This is a genomic window from Streptomyces sp. NPDC111656, assembly GCF_055656965.1.
This window is the reverse complement of sequence record NZ_JBVKCA010000016.1, coordinates 110,636-129,743: the sequence shown is the minus strand read 5'-3', so window position 1 is coordinate 129,743 and position 19,108 is coordinate 110,636. Positions and strand designations below refer to the sequence as shown.

General features: G+C 72.0%; 11 protein-coding genes. 6 read left to right on the top strand and 5 right to left on the bottom strand.

The features are described 5' to 3' along the window. Window positions 1–30 precede the first annotated feature (30 nt). The 4 genes from ACZ7M3_RS37095 to ACZ7M3_RS37080 all read right to left on the bottom strand — a co-directional run bounded on the left by ACZ7M3_RS37095 (window position 31) and on the right by ACZ7M3_RS37080 (window position 10,766). Entirely contained in the window at window positions 31–1,131 is a 1,101-nt protein-coding gene (locus ACZ7M3_RS37095; protein WP_472069533.1) for a M23 family metallopeptidase, read from the bottom strand. 110 nt (window positions 1,132–1,241) lie between these two features. Continuing rightward, window positions 1,242–9,224, bottom strand: a complete 7,983-nt coding sequence (locus ACZ7M3_RS37090) for an SDR family NAD(P)-dependent oxidoreductase (RefSeq protein WP_472069318.1) — start codon at window positions 9,222–9,224, stop codon at window positions 1,242–1,244. A gap of 148 nt (window positions 9,225–9,372) precedes the next feature. Next, window positions 9,373–9,870 (bottom strand): YbaK/EbsC family protein, encoded by a 498-nt coding sequence (locus ACZ7M3_RS37085; RefSeq protein WP_452976447.1) that lies wholly within the window; start codon window positions 9,868–9,870, stop codon window positions 9,373–9,375. Continuing rightward, window positions 9,840–10,766, bottom strand: a complete 927-nt coding sequence (locus ACZ7M3_RS37080) for a DMT family transporter (protein ID WP_472069316.1) — start codon at window positions 10,764–10,766, stop codon at window positions 9,840–9,842. The genes ACZ7M3_RS37085 and ACZ7M3_RS37080 overlap by 31 nt, the downstream gene beginning before the upstream one ends. Before the next feature lie 80 nt (window positions 10,767–10,846). Between ACZ7M3_RS37080 and ACZ7M3_RS37075 the strand changes: the two genes are divergently transcribed. Both ACZ7M3_RS37075 and ACZ7M3_RS37070 read left to right on the top strand, forming a co-directional pair. Next, entirely contained in the window at window positions 10,847–11,767 is a 921-nt protein-coding gene (locus tag ACZ7M3_RS37075) for a LysR family transcriptional regulator (protein WP_472069314.1), read from the top strand. Between the two features lie 210 nt (window positions 11,768–11,977). Then, a complete protein-coding gene (locus ACZ7M3_RS37070; protein ID WP_472069312.1) occupies window positions 11,978–14,368 on the top strand; it encodes an ATP-binding cassette domain-containing protein in 2,391 nt (796 codons plus the stop codon). Window positions 14,369–14,399: 31 nt separating this feature from the next. On the opposite strand, the gene ACZ7M3_RS37065 is transcribed toward ACZ7M3_RS37070, so the two are convergent. Next, window positions 14,400–14,768 (bottom strand): VOC family protein, encoded by a 369-nt coding sequence (locus ACZ7M3_RS37065; RefSeq protein ID WP_472069310.1) that lies wholly within the window; start codon window positions 14,766–14,768, stop codon window positions 14,400–14,402. A gap of 327 nt (window positions 14,769–15,095) precedes the next feature. On the opposite strand from ACZ7M3_RS37065, the gene ACZ7M3_RS37060 reads away from it, so the two are divergent. The 4 genes from ACZ7M3_RS37060 (at window position 15,096) to ACZ7M3_RS37045 (ending at window position 19,069) form a co-directional block, all read left to right on the top strand. Beyond that, a complete protein-coding gene (locus ACZ7M3_RS37060) occupies window positions 15,096–15,731 on the top strand; it encodes a DUF6629 family protein (protein ID WP_472069308.1) in 636 nt (211 codons plus the stop codon). Window positions 15,732–15,869: 138 nt separating this feature from the next. Next, window positions 15,870–17,021: an ABC transporter substrate-binding protein gene (locus tag ACZ7M3_RS37055; protein WP_472069306.1), complete on the top strand. Its 1,152-nt coding sequence runs from the start codon at window positions 15,870–15,872 to the stop codon at window positions 17,019–17,021. 138 nt (window positions 17,022–17,159) lie between these two features. Then, window positions 17,160–18,425, top strand: a complete 1,266-nt coding sequence (locus tag ACZ7M3_RS37050) for a sensor histidine kinase (protein ID WP_472069304.1) — start codon at window positions 17,160–17,162, stop codon at window positions 18,423–18,425. Next, window positions 18,422–19,069 carry a response regulator gene (locus ACZ7M3_RS37045; RefSeq protein ID WP_472069302.1) on the top strand — a complete coding sequence of 216 codons (648 nt, stop codon included), beginning with the start codon at window positions 18,422–18,424 and terminating at the stop codon, window positions 19,067–19,069. The genes ACZ7M3_RS37050 and ACZ7M3_RS37045 overlap by 4 nt, the downstream gene beginning before the upstream one ends. Window positions 19,070–19,108 lie beyond the last annotated feature (39 nt).

Here is a 19,108-nt window from a genome sequence, read left to right as displayed (position 1 = left end):
CGCGCAGGCGACGACCGGCTCAGGGCGCCGTCATGAGCCGGCGGCGAGCCATGGCATCGGGTCGGTGTACGTGCCGTCGACGAGTACCTCGAAGTGGAGGTGTGGGCCGGTCGACAGACCGGTCGAGCCGACGAATCCGATGACCGTTCCGGCGTCGACGCTCTGGCCCGAGGTGACCTGAAGGGCCGACAGATGGTTGTACGTCGTCTCCACCCGTTTCCCGCCGATGGTGCCGTGATCGATCACGATGCGGTTGCCGTAGGCCTTGGTCATCGCCGCGAACACGACCTGTCCCTGCCGTGCGGCGGATATCGGGGCCCCCTGGGGCGCCGCGAAGTCGACGCCGGTGTGCAGCTTGGTCACACCGGTGAGCGGGTGCTGGCGCGTGCCGAACGGTGAGGTGACCACGAGAGAGGTGAGCGGCGGAGCCAGCACCGCGCTCGCCGTCCCGCTGCCGGAACTCCCGCTCTCCACCCGGTCGTACGTCTTGTAGCGCGGGAACAGTGCCTTGACCTCGGTGACGTAGGTTCGTGCCTTCGTGGGGACGTGCCCCTCCCGGGTCACCGCGTCCGTGCCCACCGTGTAGGCGGCGAGGGTGAGGTCGAGGAGCTGTCCGGTGACCGTTCCATGGTTCTTGAGACGGGTGACCTTCTCAGCGAGAGCGCAGTCCTCGCGGGCGAGCGCCACGATGGCGTCCACCGGGTCGCGGGGCGAGGACCGTTTGTTGCCGTCCTCGTCCTTGCCCCAGGTCCGCCACTGCGCGTCGGTGAACCCGGCGATCCCCGTCTCACCCGAGAGCGTGGCGAAGTCGGTGTCCCAGCTGGAACGTTGTTCGATCTGGGCCGCGAGGACGGACGGCTGCAGGACCGTGCATGTCTTGGCCGCCGCACGCAGCCACGGGACGTAGGCATCCTCGACGTGCTCGGCGACCGCGCCGTCCGCGACCACCGCGCTGTTCGTACTCGGGTCCGGCGACAGAAGAGTGGTCAACCGGCCCGTCGCGGTCATGAACACAGCGAACCCCACCACGGCGGTCAGCCCCGGCAGGACCAGCAGCGTGAACGGTCCGGGGCGGCGTCTGCGCCGGGTGCGCGCAGCCCCGGGCTCGGGTGGCGACTCGGGGGTCCTGATACTCACCAGGGGACGCTAGCGTTTCGTCCGCCGGACTTCAGGAGGACCAGAGGCAAGGTCACGTGCCCGTTCGGGCACACCGCGGCGGGCGACGAATCCCGTCACGGCGCTCATGCGGTCCTTCCTCGGCCCGGAGCGAGCGCGTCGATCCACTCACGCACGGCCCGGGCCGTCGTCGGGGCGTTCTCCTCCAGCACACCGAGATGGCTGCCGGGGACGTCCACCGTGTCGTGGGGGAGCGGCCAGGACGACCGCCACCGTTCCGGCATGTCCGGCAGTGGCTCGCAGGCGCGCACCAACAGGGTGGGAACCGGGGTGGGTCGAGGGTCCCAGCCGCGGAACATACGGGTGTACGCGCCCAGCGCCAGCAAGGTCAGATCGTCCACCGCGCTGTCGAACCGCTCGCCGACGGCCGCGGGGATCCGGGCGGGCATCGCCAGCAGCCAGGGCTCGGCTTCGAGATCGGGGGTGACGTGGTAGGAGTCCACCAGCACGAGTCCGACCGGGGGCGCGCCGTCGGCTGCCAGCCGGGCGGTGAGCGCGTGGGCGGCCGAGCCGCCCATGGAGTGGCCCACGACGACGTAGGGGCGATCGCCGAGGTGCCGCCGGACGGTCGTGGCGTGCAGTTCGGCCAGCGTCTCCAGGTCCCGCGCCACGGCGACTCCGGTGTCGACGCCGGGGTGGCGCAGTTCGAAGACGTCCCGCTCGCCGTCGAAGGGGCCGGCGAGCCCCGCGTACCAGGGCCGGCCGAGGTTGGTGGCGAAGCCGGGAACGCAGACGAGTGCCGGACCGTCCGCCCCCGAGGCCAGTCGCAGCGGCGCCATCGCGTGCCGGGCCCCCTCGTCGTGGCCGAAGGTGGGTGCGGCGAGGGAAGCGCTCACGAGGAGGTGCATCGCGGAGACGACGTCGCCCGTCTCGCAGACCTGCCGATAGAGGGTCGGCAGCGACCTGCCGGTTCCGCGTCGGCGCTCGACCGTCGGGACGGCGGGGCGGGTCGGTTCATGACGCCGATCGCCCTGCGGCGGCCCGGCGGCAGCGGCATCGTCGACCAGGGCGCCGCTCAGCTCGGCGTACACGTGCTCCGCGAGCCGCTCAGCGCTCGGCCAGTCGTACGCGACGGTGGCCGCCAGTGGGATCCCGGCGAGCAGGCTCAGCCGGTTGCGCAGTAGGACGCTCATCAGCGAGTCGAGACCCAGTTCCGGGAAGTCCCGGTCGACGGCCTCGACCTGCGTATGACCGAGCACCGTGGCGACCTCGGCGCGGACCAGTTCCACCAGGGCGGGCGCCCGCTCGGACGACGGCAGTGAGGCGAGGCGCTCCCGCCAGGCCCCGGCGACTCCCTCCGACTCCACCACCCCCTCCTCCAGCCCGCTCACCACTCCGTCCACCGCCGCGGGCGAGGCCGTCGGCCGGGCAGGGCGCAGCAGGCCGCGCAGCGGCGGCGGAATCGGTGTCCCGGCGGGCAGCGCTCCCGGCGAGCGGTCCAGCGGCAGCGGTGCGAGGACCGGCTCCCGGCCGCCGAGTGCGGCGTCGAACAGTGCCAGCGCCTGTTCCGGGGAGACCGCGCGCACCACGCCGCCGCGCACCCGGCCCGCGCGCGCCGCCATCCCGTCGTCGTCGGCCCAAGGACCCCAGGCCAGGGACAGCGCGGGGAGGCCGAGGGCGGTGCGGTGACGGGCGAGTGCGTCCAGGAAGGAGTTCGCCGCCGCGTAGTTGGCCTGGCCGGGATTGCCCAGCAGCCCGGCGGCCGAGGAGAACAGGACGAACTGCGACAGCGGCAGATCCTTCGTCAGCTCGTGCAGCTGCCAGGCCGCGTCGGCCTTCGGCCGCAGTACGGTCGTCAGCCGCTCGGGGGCCATCGCTTCCAGCACGCCGTCGTCCAGGACCCCGGCCGCGTGCACCACCGTGGTGAGGTCGGGCCCGACCTCCTTGATGAGGGAGGTCAGTTGATCTCGCTCGGTGATGTCGCAGGCCACCAGGTCGACCCGCGCCCCCGCTCCTTCGAGCTCGGAGCGCAGCGCCTGCGCCCCCGGCGTCCGCTCTCCCCGGCGGCTGACGAGCACGAGATGCCGTACGCCGTGCCGATCGACCAGATGCCGGGCCAGCAGCGCGCCCAGGGAGCCGGTGCCGCCGGTGATCAGGACGGTGCCCCGGCCGAGGGAGCCGTCCGCCGCCACCCCGGGAATGGCCGCGAGCCGAGGGACACTCAGCAAGCCGTCCTGGATGGCCAGTTGGGGCTCGCCCGCACCGAGAGCGGCAGGCAGCAGCCGTAGCGACTCGGGCCGGCCGTCCACATCCACGAGCGTGAGACGACCGGGGTACTCGGCCTGCGCGGCCCGCAGCAACCCCCAGACCGTCGCGGCGGGCAGGTCCGGTGTCGCAGCGGCGGCGCCACGCGTGACCACGGCCAGCCGCCCGGAACCGGCGAGTCGCGCACGCAGCGAAACCAGCGCCCGCACGGTCAGCGCGTGGGCCGCGGCGGCGAGGTCGGTCCCCTCGTCGGCGGGGGCGGACAAGGACACCACGACCACCTCCGGAGCGTCCGCGGACCCGGACGCCGTGTACCGCTGCGGCAGGAACGCGGCCAGCCCCAGGTCGTCGGGTTCCTCCACCGCGACGGCTGGTCCTTCGCCGACGGCCGGAACGCCGGTCCACCGCAGCCTGTACAGCTCTCCGACCGGGGCGACACCCGTCTTCGGTACCGGTCGCGTCGTCATCGACTCCAGCCGGGCCACGGGCGCACCCGCGGGCGTGGCGAGATCGAGGCCGACCGTGTCCGGACCGGTGTTCCTGATGCGTACGCGCAGCGCCGTGGCCCCGGTCGCGTGCAGCGTCAGGCCCTGCCAGGCGAACGGAAGCCGGGCCGGTCCGGAGGGCGGCTCGGCAAGCAGTCCCGCATGCAGGGCGGCGTCCAGCAGCGCGGGGTGGAGGGCGTGACGCCGGGCCTCCGGAAGCGTCACCGGGCCGACCTCGGCGAACAACTCCTCGCCTCGCCGCCACAGGGCCGTGACGCCCCGGAACGCCGGCCCGTACGCGAGACCGGTGGCGGCCAGCCGTTCGTAGGCGTCGGTGAGATCCACGGGCGTGGCATCCGGCGGCGGCCACGCGCCGAGCGGGACCGGGCGCTCCAGGACACCAGCAGCCGCCGGTCCGAGCCGACCGGTCGCATGGTGTGTCCAGGCGCCGAGCGCACCGGACTCCTCCGGCCGCGCGTACACGTCCGCCGTGCGCCGCCCGGCGCCGTCCGGCTCTCCCAGGGCCACCTGGACCTGGATCCCCTCGTCGTCGGCGGCGGGGAGGAACAGCGGGGTGAGAAGGGCGAGATCCTCCAGTACGGCGACACCGCACGCGTCACCGGCATGGAGCACCAGGTCGGCGAACGCGGCCCCGGGCACCAGGGCGTGGCCGCCCACGACATGGTCGCGCAGCCACGGCTGGGCCGCGCCGGACAGCCGGCCACCGCACAGCACACGCTCCGTGCCCGGCACGGTGACCGTCTGGGTGAGCAGCGGATGGCCCGAACCGGCTGCCGCGTCGGTGGCGGGCTCGGACAGCCAGTAGCGCCGCCGCTGGAAGGGATAGGTCGGCAGGTCGACCCGCCGGGCACCGCTGTCCGCGTACACCCGGCGCCAGTCCACCGGCACACCGTGGACATGGAGTCGACCGAGCGCGTCGAACAGCGTCCGCGGCTCCGGGGCGCCCCGCCGGGCGGCGGCCGTGAACAGCGGGTCCTTGCCGCTCTCGGCCAGAGCCGTCGTGGCCTGGGCCGTGAGGTGCGCGTCCGGCCCGATCTCGGCGAACGCGGTCACCCGCCCGTCGTACGCCAGCCAGCGCAGGGCGTCCCCGAACCGCACGGCCTCGCGGGCGTGCCGTACCCAGTACTCGGCCGACCGCAACTCGTCTCCGGCGGCCGGGCGTCCTGCCAGTCCCGACAGCACTGGAATGCGGGCCTGACCGTACGTCAATCCGCCGACGACACGGCCGAATTCGGCGAGCATCGGGTCCATCAACGGGGAGTGGAAGGCATGGCTGACCCGCAGCCGGACCGTTCGGCGCCCGAGCGTGGCGAAGCGCCGGGCGAGCGCGAGGACGGGTTCCTCCACGCCGGAGACCACGACCGCGCGGGGGCCGTTCACGGCCGCGATCGCGGTCCCGTCGGTCAGCTCGCGGGTCACCTCCACCTCGGTGGCGTCGAGCGCCACCATGGCGCCGCCCTCAGGCAGCTCCCGCATCAACCGACCCCGGGCCGCGACCAGTTCGACGGCGTCCCGCTCCGACAGGATGCCCGCGGCGTGCGCCGCCGCGGCCTCGCCGATCGAGTGACCTGCCAGGAAGTCCGGCCGTACGCCCCAGGACTCCAGCAGTCGGAAGGCGGACACCTCGAAGGTGAACAGGGCCGCCTGGGCGAAGTCCGTACGATCCAGCAGCGCGCTCTCGGCGGTGTCCCAGAGCACCGAGCGCAACGGGCGTTCCAAGTGCGCGTCGAAACGGTCGCACAAGGCGCTGAAGCGGTCGGCGAAGACCGGGAAGGCCTCGCACAACTCACGCCCCATGCCAGGGCGTTGTGCTCCCTGGCCGGTGAACAGCAGGGCCGATCGACCGGCGGAGCCCGCCGGGCGCGACGTGGCGGTCGCCGCCAGGGCGTCCAGGGAGCTCAGCGTCCCCGCGCGGTCGTCGGCGGCGACGGCGGCACGGTGGGGGAGTACGGCCCGGCCGGTGGCATGGGTGAACGCCACGTCGACCAGGGCGAGTTCGGGTCGCTCCCGCAGTACGGCCGCGGTCCGCGCGGCCTGCGCACGCAGCGCGGCCGGGCTAGCGGCGGACAGGAGCAGAGGCGGCGTCGCCGCGCCGCGCCGTGACGGTGCCGCGGCGACCGTGCCCGCCTCGGCCTCCTCCAGGATCACGTGCGCGTTGGTCCCGCCGATGCCGAACGCCGACACCGCCGCCCGTCGGGGCCGCCCGGGCACGGGCCGCCACTCCTCGTCCCGGGTCAGCAGCCGTACGGCGCCCGACGACCAGTCCACCCGAGGCGAGGGCTCGTCGGCGTGCAGCGTGCGCGGGAGCCGTTCGTGGTGCATCGCCAGTACGGTCTTGATGACACCGCCCACCCCGGCCGCCGCCTGGGTGTGCCCGAGATTGGACTTCAACGAGCCCAGCCACAGCGGCCGTTGGGCGGCCCGGCCCTGCCCGTACGTGGCCAGGAGCGCCTGCGCCTCGATCGGATCGCCGAGCGCTGTGCCCGTGCCGTGCGCCTCCGCCGTGTCGACGTCCGCCGGGGACAGTCCCGCGTCGGCGAGGGCCGCGTGGATCACCCGCTGCTGCGCGGGCCCGTTGGGGGCGGTCAGCCCGTTGGACGCGCCGTCGGAGTTGACGGCCGAGCCGCGCAGCACGGCCAGGACCGGATGACCGTTGCGCCGCGCGTCGGACAGCCGTTCCAGCAGGACCAGGCCCACGCCCTCGCCCCAGGCGGTGCCGTCGGCCGCCGCGGAGAAGGGTTTGCAGCGCCCGTCCGGTGCCAGCCCGCGCAGCCTGCTGAACGCGATGAAGGGGCCGGGCGAGGCCATGACCGTGACCCCGCCCGCGACGGCCAGCGAGCATTCGCCGTCGCGCAGGGACCGCACGGCCGAGTGCATCGCCACCAGCGACGACGAACACGCGGTGTCCACCGTCACGGCGGGACCGCGCAGCCCCAGCGTGTAGGCGATCCGGCCGGAGGCGACGCTGCCCGCCGAACCGAGGGCGAGATGGGCCTCCAGTTCGTGTCCGCCGCGCTGCAGGAGGCGGCGCCCGTAGTCGGCGTGCATCACGCCGACGAAGACACCGGTGTCGCTGCCGCGCAGACCCGACGGGTCGAGGCCCGCCCTTTCCAGCAGTTCCCAGCCGGTCTCCAGCAGCAGACGTTGCTGCGGGTCGGTGGCCAGCGCCTCGCGCGGCGACATGTTGAAGAAGGCCGCGTCGAAGTCGGCCGCCCGGTGCAGGAAGCCGCCCCTGCGGGTGAGGGAGGTGCCGGGCCGGTCGGGGTCGGGATCGTACAGGTCGGCCGTGTTCCAGCCACGGTCGGTGGGGAAGTCCGAGGTCGCGTCGGTGCCGTCCGCGACGAGCCGCCACAGATCCTCCGGGGACTCCACGCCCCCCGGATAGCGGCACGCCATGGCCACGACGGCGATGGGTTCCTTGGGCTCGACGCGGGGCCCGCTGCCGGACGTGCGCGCGGCGGCGGGCCGGCGGTCGCCGTGCAGCGCGTCGCGCACCAGGACCGCCGCGGCGGCCGGCGTGGGATGGTCGAACACCAGCGTCGCCGGCAGATCGAGACCGGTCGCCGTGCCCAGCCGGTCGCGCAACAGCACGCCGCCGAGCGAGGTGAGTCCCTGTGCCGTGAAGGGCAGTTCGGGATCGAGGGACCGCGCGGGGACGTCGAGCGTGCGGGCGGTCTCGTCGAGTACCAGGTCCAGTACGGCGTCGGACGCGGCCGTCAGCCGCTCACGCAGCGCCCTGGACGCGGCCGCACGTTCGGCGGTGAGCCGCTCCGTCAACTGCTCTGCGAGCGCCGACCGGACGATCTTGCCGGAGGGCGTACGGGGGATGGCGTGGGTCGGGTAGATCTCGTCCGGCACCTTGAACCCGGACAGCCGCTCCCGGCAGTCGGCGAGCGCCCGCGCCGTGTCGAACCCGTCAGGTCCCGGGACGACGAAGGCGACCGGCACCTCGCCCAGCACGTCGTGCCGCCGGCCGACGACCGCGGCGTCGGCGATGTCGGGACGGGCCAGCAGTACCCTTTCGACCTCGGACGGGTTGATGTTCTCCCCGCCCCGGATGATGAGTTCCTTGACCCGGCCGGTGACATGGAGATGGCCGTTCGCGCCGAGCCGGCCCAGGTCCCCGGTGCGGTACCAACCGTCGGAGAACGCCTTCGCGGTGGCGTCCGGACGGTTGTGATAGCCCGTCATCAGTCCAGGGCCGCGGACCCAGATCTCCCCGTCGGCGCCGTCGGCGACCTCGGCACCGGTGGACGGATCGGTCAGCCGCACCGAGAGCCCCGGCAGCGGAGGCCCGCTCGAGGCGTCGTCACGGGGTCCGTCGAGCCGCTGGACCGCGATCTTCCCGCAGGTCTCCGTGGAGCCGTAGCCGTCGAGCAGGGGAGCGGCCAGGACACGGCCGACCTCCGCCTTCAGCTCAGGGGGACAGGGTGCGCCCCCGGTGACGCACAGGCGCAGTGACGAGGACACCGGGGCCGCGGTCTCCCGCAGCGACTCCAGCAGGAGGCGATAGGTGGCGGGCACCCCGGCCAGAAGGGTGAACGGCTCGGCGGCCAGCGCCTGGGCGACGCTCGCACCCGGGGCGAGGAGGCGTGCGCTCGCACCGACCGCGATCACTCCCATCAGGCACAGCGAGTGCGCGAAGGCGTGGAACATGGGCAGGGGCCACAGCAGTCGGTCCTCCTCCCGCAGCCCGTGCGCCGGCACGTAGGCCGCCGTCACCGACCACAGGGCGGCACGCTGGGTGGAGACCACACCCTTGCTCTCCCCGGTGGTGCCCGAGGTGTAGAGAATCCACGCCGGATCGTCGAGACCGAGGTCGTCCCGGGGCGCCTCACCAGGATCCGTCCCGGCCAGGTCCTCGAAGGCGAGCGCGTCGGCGTGCAGATCCCCGAAGCGGAGCTCGTCGCCGGGCAGGTCGCCCTGGCCGACGACGGCCATCCGTAACTCGGCTCGCTCAGCGGCCAGTCGGGCGACCCGGGGGGCGAGCGACTCCTCGGTGATCACCAGGACCGCGCCGCTGTCGTCGAGGAAGTACCCCAGCTCTTCGTCCGACGCACCGGGGTTCAGCAGCACGCCGATGGCCCCGGCCCGCAGCACCCCGAGACAGCTCTCCACGAGCTCCACCCGATTGCCCAGATGGATCGCGACCCGCTCCCCGCGCCGCACCCCCAGCCGCGCCAGATGCCCCGCCAGCCGACCGGTGCGCTCCTCCAACTCCCGGTAGGTGATGGCGCGGCGGCCGTCCACGTAGGCGGTCCTGCCTCCCCGCCGAGCCGAATGCTCCCTCAGAGTGTCGGCCAACGCACGCACCAACTCGCCCTGGAACTCGGCCATTTCCCACCCCTACGACTTCGACCGCAGACCACTCGCCGTAACCGTACGTCAGCCGAACCCCCGATCATCAGCGCTGCGACCCGGCGGCGCGTCGGCCACCGCTCCACGCCGTCCCGCCTCCGACATTCCGGAGGCGGGGCCTTCTTGTTCAGTCCGAGCGCGGACCGGCAATGCGTGCGACACGCGGCTCGGCGAGCCTGGCGTAGTCCGCCCCGGACATGGCCAGTGAACGATCAAGGCGGGCGGCGTTGAAGTAGAGGCACGGCCGCGCGACGACGTCCGGATCGGCGACGAGTTCGAGTGCGGGGTCGAAGCTGAAGGGCAGAACGGTGCCGGGGACGGCCTGGGCCAGCCGCTCCGCCGTGGCCGCGTCGCAGAATCCGACGTAGCGGGCCGCGAACAGCGTGCGGATGGCGGCGAGGTCCACACGCCGGTCCCCGGGGACGACCGCGAGCACGTGGCGAGTGACCCGACGGTCGATCTTGACCATCAGGACGAGGCACTTCGCGGCCTCGGACACCGGGTGTCCGCGCAGTGCGCTGACCGTCTCGGTGGTGCCTTCCGGTTCGTGGTCGATGAGTTCGTACGCGGTCGCGGTGCTGTCGAGCAGGCTGATCAGACGCTCGTAGGTGCCGTTGTCCGGCAAGGGGACTCCTCGATGTGGGTGGTGCGGTGAGTACGTTCGATGTGCTGGCCCCAGTACGTCCCGGTGACCATCAGCGCAGCGCCCAGGGCGGCGAGGACCGTGAACCCTTCGCCGCCGAGGCAGACGCCGACCACGACCGCCCAGACCGGTTCGGTGCCCAGCAGCAGACTGGCCCGGCTGGCAGAGCTCTTCTGCACCGCCCAGGTCTGGGCGAGGAAGGCGAACACGCTGCAGAACAGGGCGAGATACACGAGTTGGCCCCAGACCGCGGCATCGACCCGAGTCAGCGTCGGCAGGGCGCTCGCGGCGGGCACGACGAACAGCGCCGAGCCGACACCCGTCTGGACGGCCGTGAGCTGCAACGGCCGCACGACGCGGCCCTTCGTCAACCGCCCCACGAGCGCGACATGCGCCGCGCGCACCACCGCGGCGGCGAGCATCAGCAGGTCGCCGATCCCGGGAGTGTGGAAGCCGCTGCCGGACATGAGCAGGGCGACGGCCACCAGACACACACCGGTGGCGGCGAAGAAGCGCGGAGGCAGCCGTCCGTTGTCCGTCGTGCGGTCCAGCAGCGGGGTGAGCACGATGGTGAGGCTGATGATCAGTCCGGCGTTGGCCGCGCTGGTGTGCGCGACACCGTACGTCTCCAGAAGCAGGACAGCGGCCTGAGTGATGCCCAGCACAGTCCCGACACGTACTTCGTCCCGCGTGCAGCGCTCCTTCCGGCGGCGGGCGGCGACGAGGGCGAGACAGGCGATCGCGGAGATCGCGTATCGCGCGAACAGCACCACCAGGACCGGCAGGGCGTGGGTGGCCGTCTTCGCGGCCAGGTAGCTGGAGCCCCAGACGATGGCGACAAGGAGAAGCACTGCGTCAGTGCGGCGAGTGTGGAACACGCCCCTACGCTGCACTGCTTCCACCCTGAAGCCAAGGACGATGTTCTTCAGCGAACCTGAAGCATCACTACACTGACCAGGTGAATGAGCGGCAGTTGCAGATCTTGCGGGAGCTCGGCGAGTCGGGGAGCGTCACCGCCACCGCCGAGGCGCTCTTGATGACGCCGTCGGCCGTCTCCCAGCAGTTGCGACTGCTGCAACGCTCGATCCCGGTCCCTCTCACCGAACGTGACGGCCGACGGCTGGTGCTCACCGATGCCGGGCAAGCCCTGGCCCGTGCCGCGATCGAGGTGGAGACCGCGATGGCCGCGGCACGGCACGCGATCGACGAGTTCGTCGACCAGCCGGACGCGGACGTGTCGGTGGCGGCCTTCCACAGCGCGGCCTCCGCGTTCTTCCCGCTCCTGCTGCTCGGCCGGGCAGGACCTGGACGCCCGCGGCTCTCGCTCGCCGACGAGGACGTCGCGCAGGACCACTTCCCCGGACTGACCCGGGACTACGACCTCGTACTCGCCCACCGTCTCGACCAAGCGCCGCCCTGGCCGACCACGGTCACCGCCGACACGCTGCTGCGTGAACCGCTGGACGTCGCCCTGCCGGCCGGCCATCCCCTGACGGCCAAACGACGTCTGACCCCGCGCGACGTCGCGGACCAACCCTGGATCACCGTTCACGACGGGTTCCCGCTCATGGCCACCATCGACGCCATCGCGAGCGCCGCGAACCGACGGCTCGACATCGTCCACCGCATCAACGAGTTCTCGGTCGTCGCCGAGGTCGTAGCCGCCGGAGGGGGCCTGGCCCTCATGCCCCGCTGGACCACGCGCCCACACCCCGCACTCGTCCTCAGACCTCTCAGCGGCGTGCACACCCGGCGCCACATCGACGTGCTCCACCGCCCCGAACGCGCCGCACGAAAAGCTGTACGCACGGTGCTCACCGAACTCCACCGGGCAGCGACGACGATCCAGCGGCGGGACGGCAGCGGGGTTCCGGCGTGAATGCCGTCGTGCGCGTCGAGGCAGGTGACCAGACCGGTCAGGATTCGAGAAGCGCCGGCCGGTGAGCCGCGGCTACCGTGACGGCCACGGACATCGCGATCCACGCCCCGACACAGGAAGACCTGACGTTACCCTCGGGGCTGGTCGGATCCAGCCAGGCGACGCCGACGGAGTCCGCGAAAGCGGCCCCACTCGACAGATGGAGACACGATGAGCATGGCCCCGAGGACGGACACGCAGTCGCCTGCGCCGCACGTTGCCGACAGCCACGATCTGATCCGCGTGCACGGCGCGCGCGAGAACAATCTCAAGGACGTCAGCATCGAGATCCCGAAGCGCCGGCTGACGGTGTTCACGGGCGTGTCCGGCTCGGGCAAGAGCTCGCTGGTGTTCGACACGATCGCCGCTGAGTCGCAGCGACTGATCAACGAGACGTACAGCGCCTTCGTGCAGGGCTTCATGCCGACGCTGGCGCGGCCCGAGGTCGACGTCCTCGACGGACTGACCACCGTGATCACCGTCGACCAGCAGCGGCTGGGCGCCGACCCCCGCTCCACGGTCGGCACCGCCACCGACGCCAACGCGATGCTGCGCATCCTCTTCAGCAGGCTCGGCAAGCCGCACATCGGCTCGCCCAAGGCGTTCTCCTTCAACGTCGCCTCGATCAGCGGAGCCGGCGCGGTCACCATGGAGCGCGGCGGACAGACCGTGAAGGAGCGCCGCAGCTTCAGCATCACCGGCGGCATGTGCCCGCGCTGCGAGGGCCGTGGCTCGGTCTCCGACCTCGACCTCACCCAGCTCTACGACGAGTCCAAGTCGCTTTCCGAGGGCGCGATCACCGTCCCCGGCTACACGGGGGGCGGCTGGAACTCACGGCTGTACAGCGAGTCGGGCTTCTTCGACCCGGACAAGCCGATCCGCAAGTTCACCAAGAAGGAACTGCACGACTTTCTCCACCGCGAGCCGACCCGGATGAAGATCGCGGGCATCAACATGACCTACGAGGGGCTGATCCCGCGGATCCAGAGGTCGATGCTCGCCAAGGACCGGGAGGGCATGCAGCCGCACATCCGGGAGTTCGTGGACCGGGCGGTCACTTTCACCATCTGCCCCGAGTGCGACGGCACCCGGCTCAACGATGGGGCCCGGTCGTCGAAGATCAAGCGGATCAGCATCGCCGACGCCTGCGCGATGCAGATCAGCGACCTGGCCGAGTGGGTGCGCGGTCTCGACGAGCCGTCGGTGGCGCCGCTGCTCACCGCGCTGCAGCAGACCCTCGACTCGTTCGTGGAGATCGGGCTCGGCTACCTCTCGCTCGACCGGCCGGCGGGCACGCTGTCCGGCGGCGAGGCGCAGCGCGTCAAGATGATCCGCCACCTCGGCTCCTCGCTCACCGACGTCACCTACGTCTTCGACGAGCCCACCATCGGCCTGCACCCGCATGACATCCAGCGGATGAACGACCTGCTGCTGCGGCTGCGGGACAAGGGCAACACGGTGCTCGTCGTGGAGCACAAGCCGGAGACGATCGCGATCGCCGACCATGTCGTCGACCTCGGACCCGGCGCCGGTACGGGGGGCGGCACCGTCTGCTTCGAGGGCACCGTCGAGGGGCTGCGGACCGGTGGCACCATCACCGGCCGCCATTTCGACGACCGGGCCGCCGTCAAGGAGACGGTGCGCAAGCCCACGGGCACGCTGGAGATCCGCGGTGCGAGGACGCACAACCTGCAGGGCGTCGACGTCGACATCCCGCTCGGGGTGCTTGCCGTCGTCACCGGCGTCGCCGGATCCGGGAAAAGCTCGCTCGTGCACGGCTCGATCCCGGCGGGCGAGGGCGTGGTGTCGGTCGACCAGGCCGCGATCCGCGGCTCCAGGCGCAGCAACCCGGCGACGTACACCGGACTGCTCGACCCGATCCGCAAGGCGTTCGCCAAGGTCAACGGTGTGAAGCCGGCCCTGTTCAGCGCCAACTCCGAGGGCGCCTGCCCCACCTGCAACGGCGCCGGCGTCATCTACACCGACCTGGCGATGATGGCAGGCGTCGCCACCACCTGTGAGGAGTGCGAGGGGAAGCGGTTCCAGGCATCGGTGCTCGACTACCACCTCGGCGGCCGCGACATCAGCGAGGTGCTCGCGATGTCGGTGACCGAGGCCGAGGAGTTCTTCGGCGCCGGCGAGGCTGCGACGCCGGCCGCGCACAGGATCCTGACCCGGCTCGCCGACGTCGGCCTCGGCTACCTGACCCTCGGCCAGCCCCTCACCACCCTCTCCGGCGGTGAGCGCCAGCGCCTCAAGCTGGCCACTCACATGGCGGAGAAGGGCGGCGTCTACGTCCTCGACGAGCCCACCGCCGGCCTCCACCTCGCCGACGTCGAGCAGCTGCTCGGCCTGCTCGACCGGCTCGTCGACGCCGGCAAGTCGGTCATCGTCGTCGAACACCACCAGGCGGTCATGGCGCACGCCGACTGGATCATCGACCTCGGCCCCGGCGCCGGCCACGACGGCGGCCGACTCGTCTTCGAGGGCACCCCCGCCGACCTCGTCGCGTCCCGCTCCACCCTCACCGGCGAGCACCTCGCGACCTACGTCGGCCCCTGACACAGGCCCTCGCTCGACGGCGCTCCTGAAGTCAGCCCCTGATCACGCAGAAGGGATGCCCGGCCGGATCAGCGAAGACCCGCCATCTGTCGCCACCCGGTTGGTACTCCGGCTTGGTCGCGCCCAACCGCAACAGCAGAGCCTCCGCCTCGTCGAGGTCATCGACCGCGAAGTCGAGGTGGCTCTGCTGGGGCGTGGCCTGGTCCGGCCAACGCGGAGCCTGATAGTCGTCGACGCGTTGAAAACCGATCGCAAGCCCGTCCTCGCGGGTGAGGCCGGCGAAGTCACCGTCGGATTCGGGGTGAAGCTCAAACCCGGTGGCTTGCTGATAGAACGCGGCCAGTGTCTCTGGATCGGCGCAGTCGAGCGTGATCGCCTTGAGTTTCATCTGCGGAGGCATGGCAACTCCCTGACACTCGTCATACTGTGAGTCCGAACTCGTCCGGCGTCACACCGTAGTGATCAACTCCCCACTCCGCGACCTGATTTACGTCAGAGCCGAGCCGCGTCGAGAGTGGCAGCCTGCGATGGGCAGCGGTCCATGGCACGAAGCTACGGGCCACCCCTGACAGCCCGCCTCGACCACCTCTTCGACAGCACGCACTTCGGTGCCGCCGGTCGCGCTCGGCCCCCGCACCCGTGGGTTGCCCGCATGAGTCCGCGCGGCGGCACTACCGTGGTCCACGTAAGAGTGTGATCACATGACGGCCGACCCCCGGGTGGCGCGATGTGTTGGAGTGCGACGGCCGACCTGGCCGCCGGTGTCGGGATCGGCGCGGTCGGGGTGGCCTGTGTGGCGCGGGTGCGGCGGGTCCGTGATCTGCCGCTGGCCGCGCTGCCGTTGGTCCTCGGGGCGCATCAGATCGTGGAGTCCGTGGTGTGGGACTCCGGCGGGGGTACGGGCCCGGCGACCGTCGCCTGGGCCGTCATCGCGCTGCCTCTGCTCGCGGTGTGGGTCCCGGCCGGTGTGATGTGCGCGGCGCCCCCGCACGCCCGGCGCAGGCTGACGGTCCCCCTGGCGATCGGCCTCGCAACCGCCGCCGCACTCGCGTACGCCCTCGTGACCCGTCCCGTGCGAGCGGAGGTCCGCGGCCACACCCTCGGCTACTTCGTGCATCTGAACCATCCCGAACTGCTCGTCGCCGGCTATCTCCTGGCCACCGTCGGCTCCCTCCTGCTCTCCGGTGACCGTGGGCTTCTGCTGCTCGGGGTGCTGATGGGCACCGGCGCGCTGATCTGCTGGGTTCTGTGGGAGCTGGAGTTCGTGTCGACCTGGTGCGCGTTCGCGGCGGTGGGTTCGGTGGCGCTGTTCGGCTGGGTGCGGCGCCGCCCGGCCGTCGGCGTCGTTCAACCGATCGGTTGAACGCGGGTTCCACCGCCCGCGCGTCCTTTGCCGCGTACGGATGACGCGCGGCCTCACGTCACGGAGCCAGAATCGCCACTGACCATGGCGCCGCGTTCAACCCGCCGAGGTCCTCACCCCCTCAGAGAGGCCCACAGAGTGTCCAGTTTCCTCAGCAGACGACGTGTACTTGCCACCGGAGCCGGTGCCGCGGCCCTTGGCCTCGGAGCGTTCGGCGCCGCGGCCGGCCCCGCCGCCGCTGCCTCGTCCACCGGGTCCCGCCGGACCGGCGGGGCCGAGGAGACCAGGACGCTCGACGAGTTGTACCGGGCCGCCCTGGCGGACGGCGGCAAGCTCGTCATCTACGCCGGCGGAGACACCCCGACACAGCAGGACGGCACCAAGGCCGCCTTCCTAAGGCGCTTCCCGGACATCGACCTGAAGCTCATCGTGGACTACAGCAAGTACCACGACGTCCGCGTCGACAACCAGTTCGCCACCGACACCCTGGTCCCCGACGTCGTACAACTGCAGACGCTCCAGGACTTCACCCGCTGGAAGGAGCAGGGCCGCCTGCTGCCGTACAAGCCGGCCGGGTTCTCCCAGGTGTACGACGGCTTCAAGGACCCGCACGGCGCCTGGGTCGCCATCGGCGCGATCGGCTTCAGCTTCCTGTACGACGTCGCGGCGGCCGGCGCGGACGCCCCGAAGTCCCCGCTCGACCTGATCGACCCGAAGTGGAGGGGGAAGATCGCCTCGTCGTACCCGCACGACGACGACGCGGTCCTCTATCTCTACAGCCTGTACGCGCGGAAGTACGGCTGGGACTGGGTGGCCGCGCTGGCCCGGCAGGACGTGCGCTTCGCCCGGGGCAGCAACTCCCCGGGGGACGCGGTCAGAGCAGGGCAGAAGGCCATCGGCATCGGCGGCGGGGGCTCACTGGCCGTTCCGGCGACGGCTCCCACGAAGTGGGTCGTCACCGACGGACACCCCTTCATGGCCTGGGGCCAGCGCGCCGCCATCCTCAAGCAGGCAAGGAACACGACGGCCGCCAAGCTGTACCTCAACTGGCAGCTGTCCACCCCCCAGCAGCAGGCGTCCTTCAACGGCTGGTCGGTACGGACCGACGTCACGCCCGCGGCCGGTCTGAAGCCGATCTGGGAGTACCCCGACGCCCACATCGACGGCTTCCCCCGCTTCATGGCCGACCGCGCGGCCGTCGAGCGCTGGAAGCAGACCTTCGCCCTGTACTTCGGCGAGGTGGAGGGCGACCCCACGCCGGGCCGACTCGGCCTGCACCCGGGGGCGTAACCGCTGGTGGGGTCGCTGGTCTTCGTACACAGGGCCGTACGGAGACCGGCGGTCCCGCTCTTCACATGGGCCCTACAGACGACGGATAGACTCGGACGCCCTGTCCGACTGGATCAGTCCGCCCCAAGAGGATCTGCCGTGCCCGACCGCGTTCCACCGACCGCCCGCGGCAACCGGCCCACCCTGGAACACGTTTCGCACCTCGCCTTCTTCCTCGTCGTCGGCGCCGGACTCGTCCGCCTCGCCCAGCTCGAGGTCCCCCTGTGCTGGTACATCGTGACCGTCAGCGGGCTGCTGGCCGTGACGTACGCGGGCGGGCTCGCCTACTCGGACCGGCTCGGCCCGCTCGGCCGTCACCTCTGGATCCCCCTGCTGCTCCTGCTGTGGACCGCCCTCGTCTTCCTCGCGCCGTCACCACTGACGACGGCCTACGTCTGGTGTGCCGTCCCGCTGGCCTGCGCGGCCCTGCGCGCGCTCGGCCGCCGCTCCGCGATGGTCACGGTCGCCGTGATCACCTTCGTGCTCGTCGACGCACTCGTCCAGTCCACGGGCCGGTTCGACCCGGAGGTTGTCCTCGTTCCGGTGGCGGCCGTCTGGGGAACCGTCGCCCTCTACCGCGGCCAGCAGCGGGACGCCGCGATCCGCCAGCGCCTCGTCGAGGAACTGCGGGACACCCGCGACACGCTCGCGCGCCAGCAACGCCAGGCGGGCGTACTGGCGGAACGCACCCGCATCGCCCGCGATCTGCACGACACCCTGGCCCAGGAACTCGCCGGCAGCCTGATGCTGCTCCAGGCGGCCGAGCGCGACTGGGACGCGCGGCCGGAGGTGACACGGACCCGGGTCCGTGCCGTGGCCGACGGACTGGGCAGCAACCTCGCCGAGACCCGCCGGATGATCCGGGACCTGACCCCGTCCACCGTCGCCGAGGCCGGCCTCGAAGGCGCGCTGCGGCTGCTGTGCGCCCGTTCGCGTCAGGAAGGTGCCGCGGCCCGGGTACGGTTCCGCTCGCTCGGAACGCATCGGCCCGCCCTCGACGACCAGGCCGCCACCACTCTGTTCCGCATCGCCCAGAACGCCCTGGCGAACGTACGCGAACACGCCCACGCGGTGAACGTGCTGGTCACCTTCCACCGGCACTCCGATCGTGTCGAACTCGAAGTGAGCGACGACGGAATCGGGTTCGACCCGGCAGACACGTTCGCGAGCGAGCGCCCGCCGGGCGCCGTCCGGACGGACCGCGGATTCGGCCTCCCGGCCGCTCGGGCGCGCCTGCGTGAGTGCGGGGGCGACCTCGACGTCAGCAGCGCACCCGGCCGGGGTACCAGGATCCGGGCCTCGGTGCCCGCGGGGTCCCGACCGCGGCCGGTCGAACCGTCGTTCACACCGGCGACCGCCCGATGACCGCCGCACCGCTGCGCCTGCTGATCGCCGACGACCACACCGTCGTACGCGCCGGGCTGCGGGCCCTGCTGGAAGGTGAACCCGACCTCGACGTGATCGCAGAGGCGGGCAGCGGCGAGGAAGCGGTCCGTCTGGGGGCCCGGTTGACCCCGGACGTCGTGCTGATGGATCTGCGGTTCGCCGGACCGGGTCAGGGGATCGACGGCGTCGAGGCGGCCCGTCGGCTCGGCGCCCGGGCGCCCGGTGTGGCGGTGGTGATGCTGACCAGCTACGCCGGACGGGCCGATGTCGTCCGCGCGTTGGAGGCGGGTGCGCGCGGCTACGTACTCAAGGCGGGGCCGCCGGAGGAACTGTTCCAGGCGGTCCGCACCGCGGCCGCGGGCTCCATGGGACTCGCCGCGGAGATCGTCGGCGAACTCGTCGGCCAAGTGGTCAACCCGGAGCAGGACTTGAGCCATCGCGAGATCGAGGTCGTCCGGCTGCTCGCCGAGGGGCGCAGCAACCGGGCCATCGCCGAAGCGCTGTACCTCAGCGAGGCCACGGTCAAGACCCACCTCGTGCGCGTCTATCGCAAACTCAGGGTCGACAACCGGGCGGCGGCCGTCTCGGAGGCCGTGCGCAGGGGACTGCTCGAACTCACCTGACACCCACGGTGTTTGACGCGGCCGAGGCATCCTCTCCGC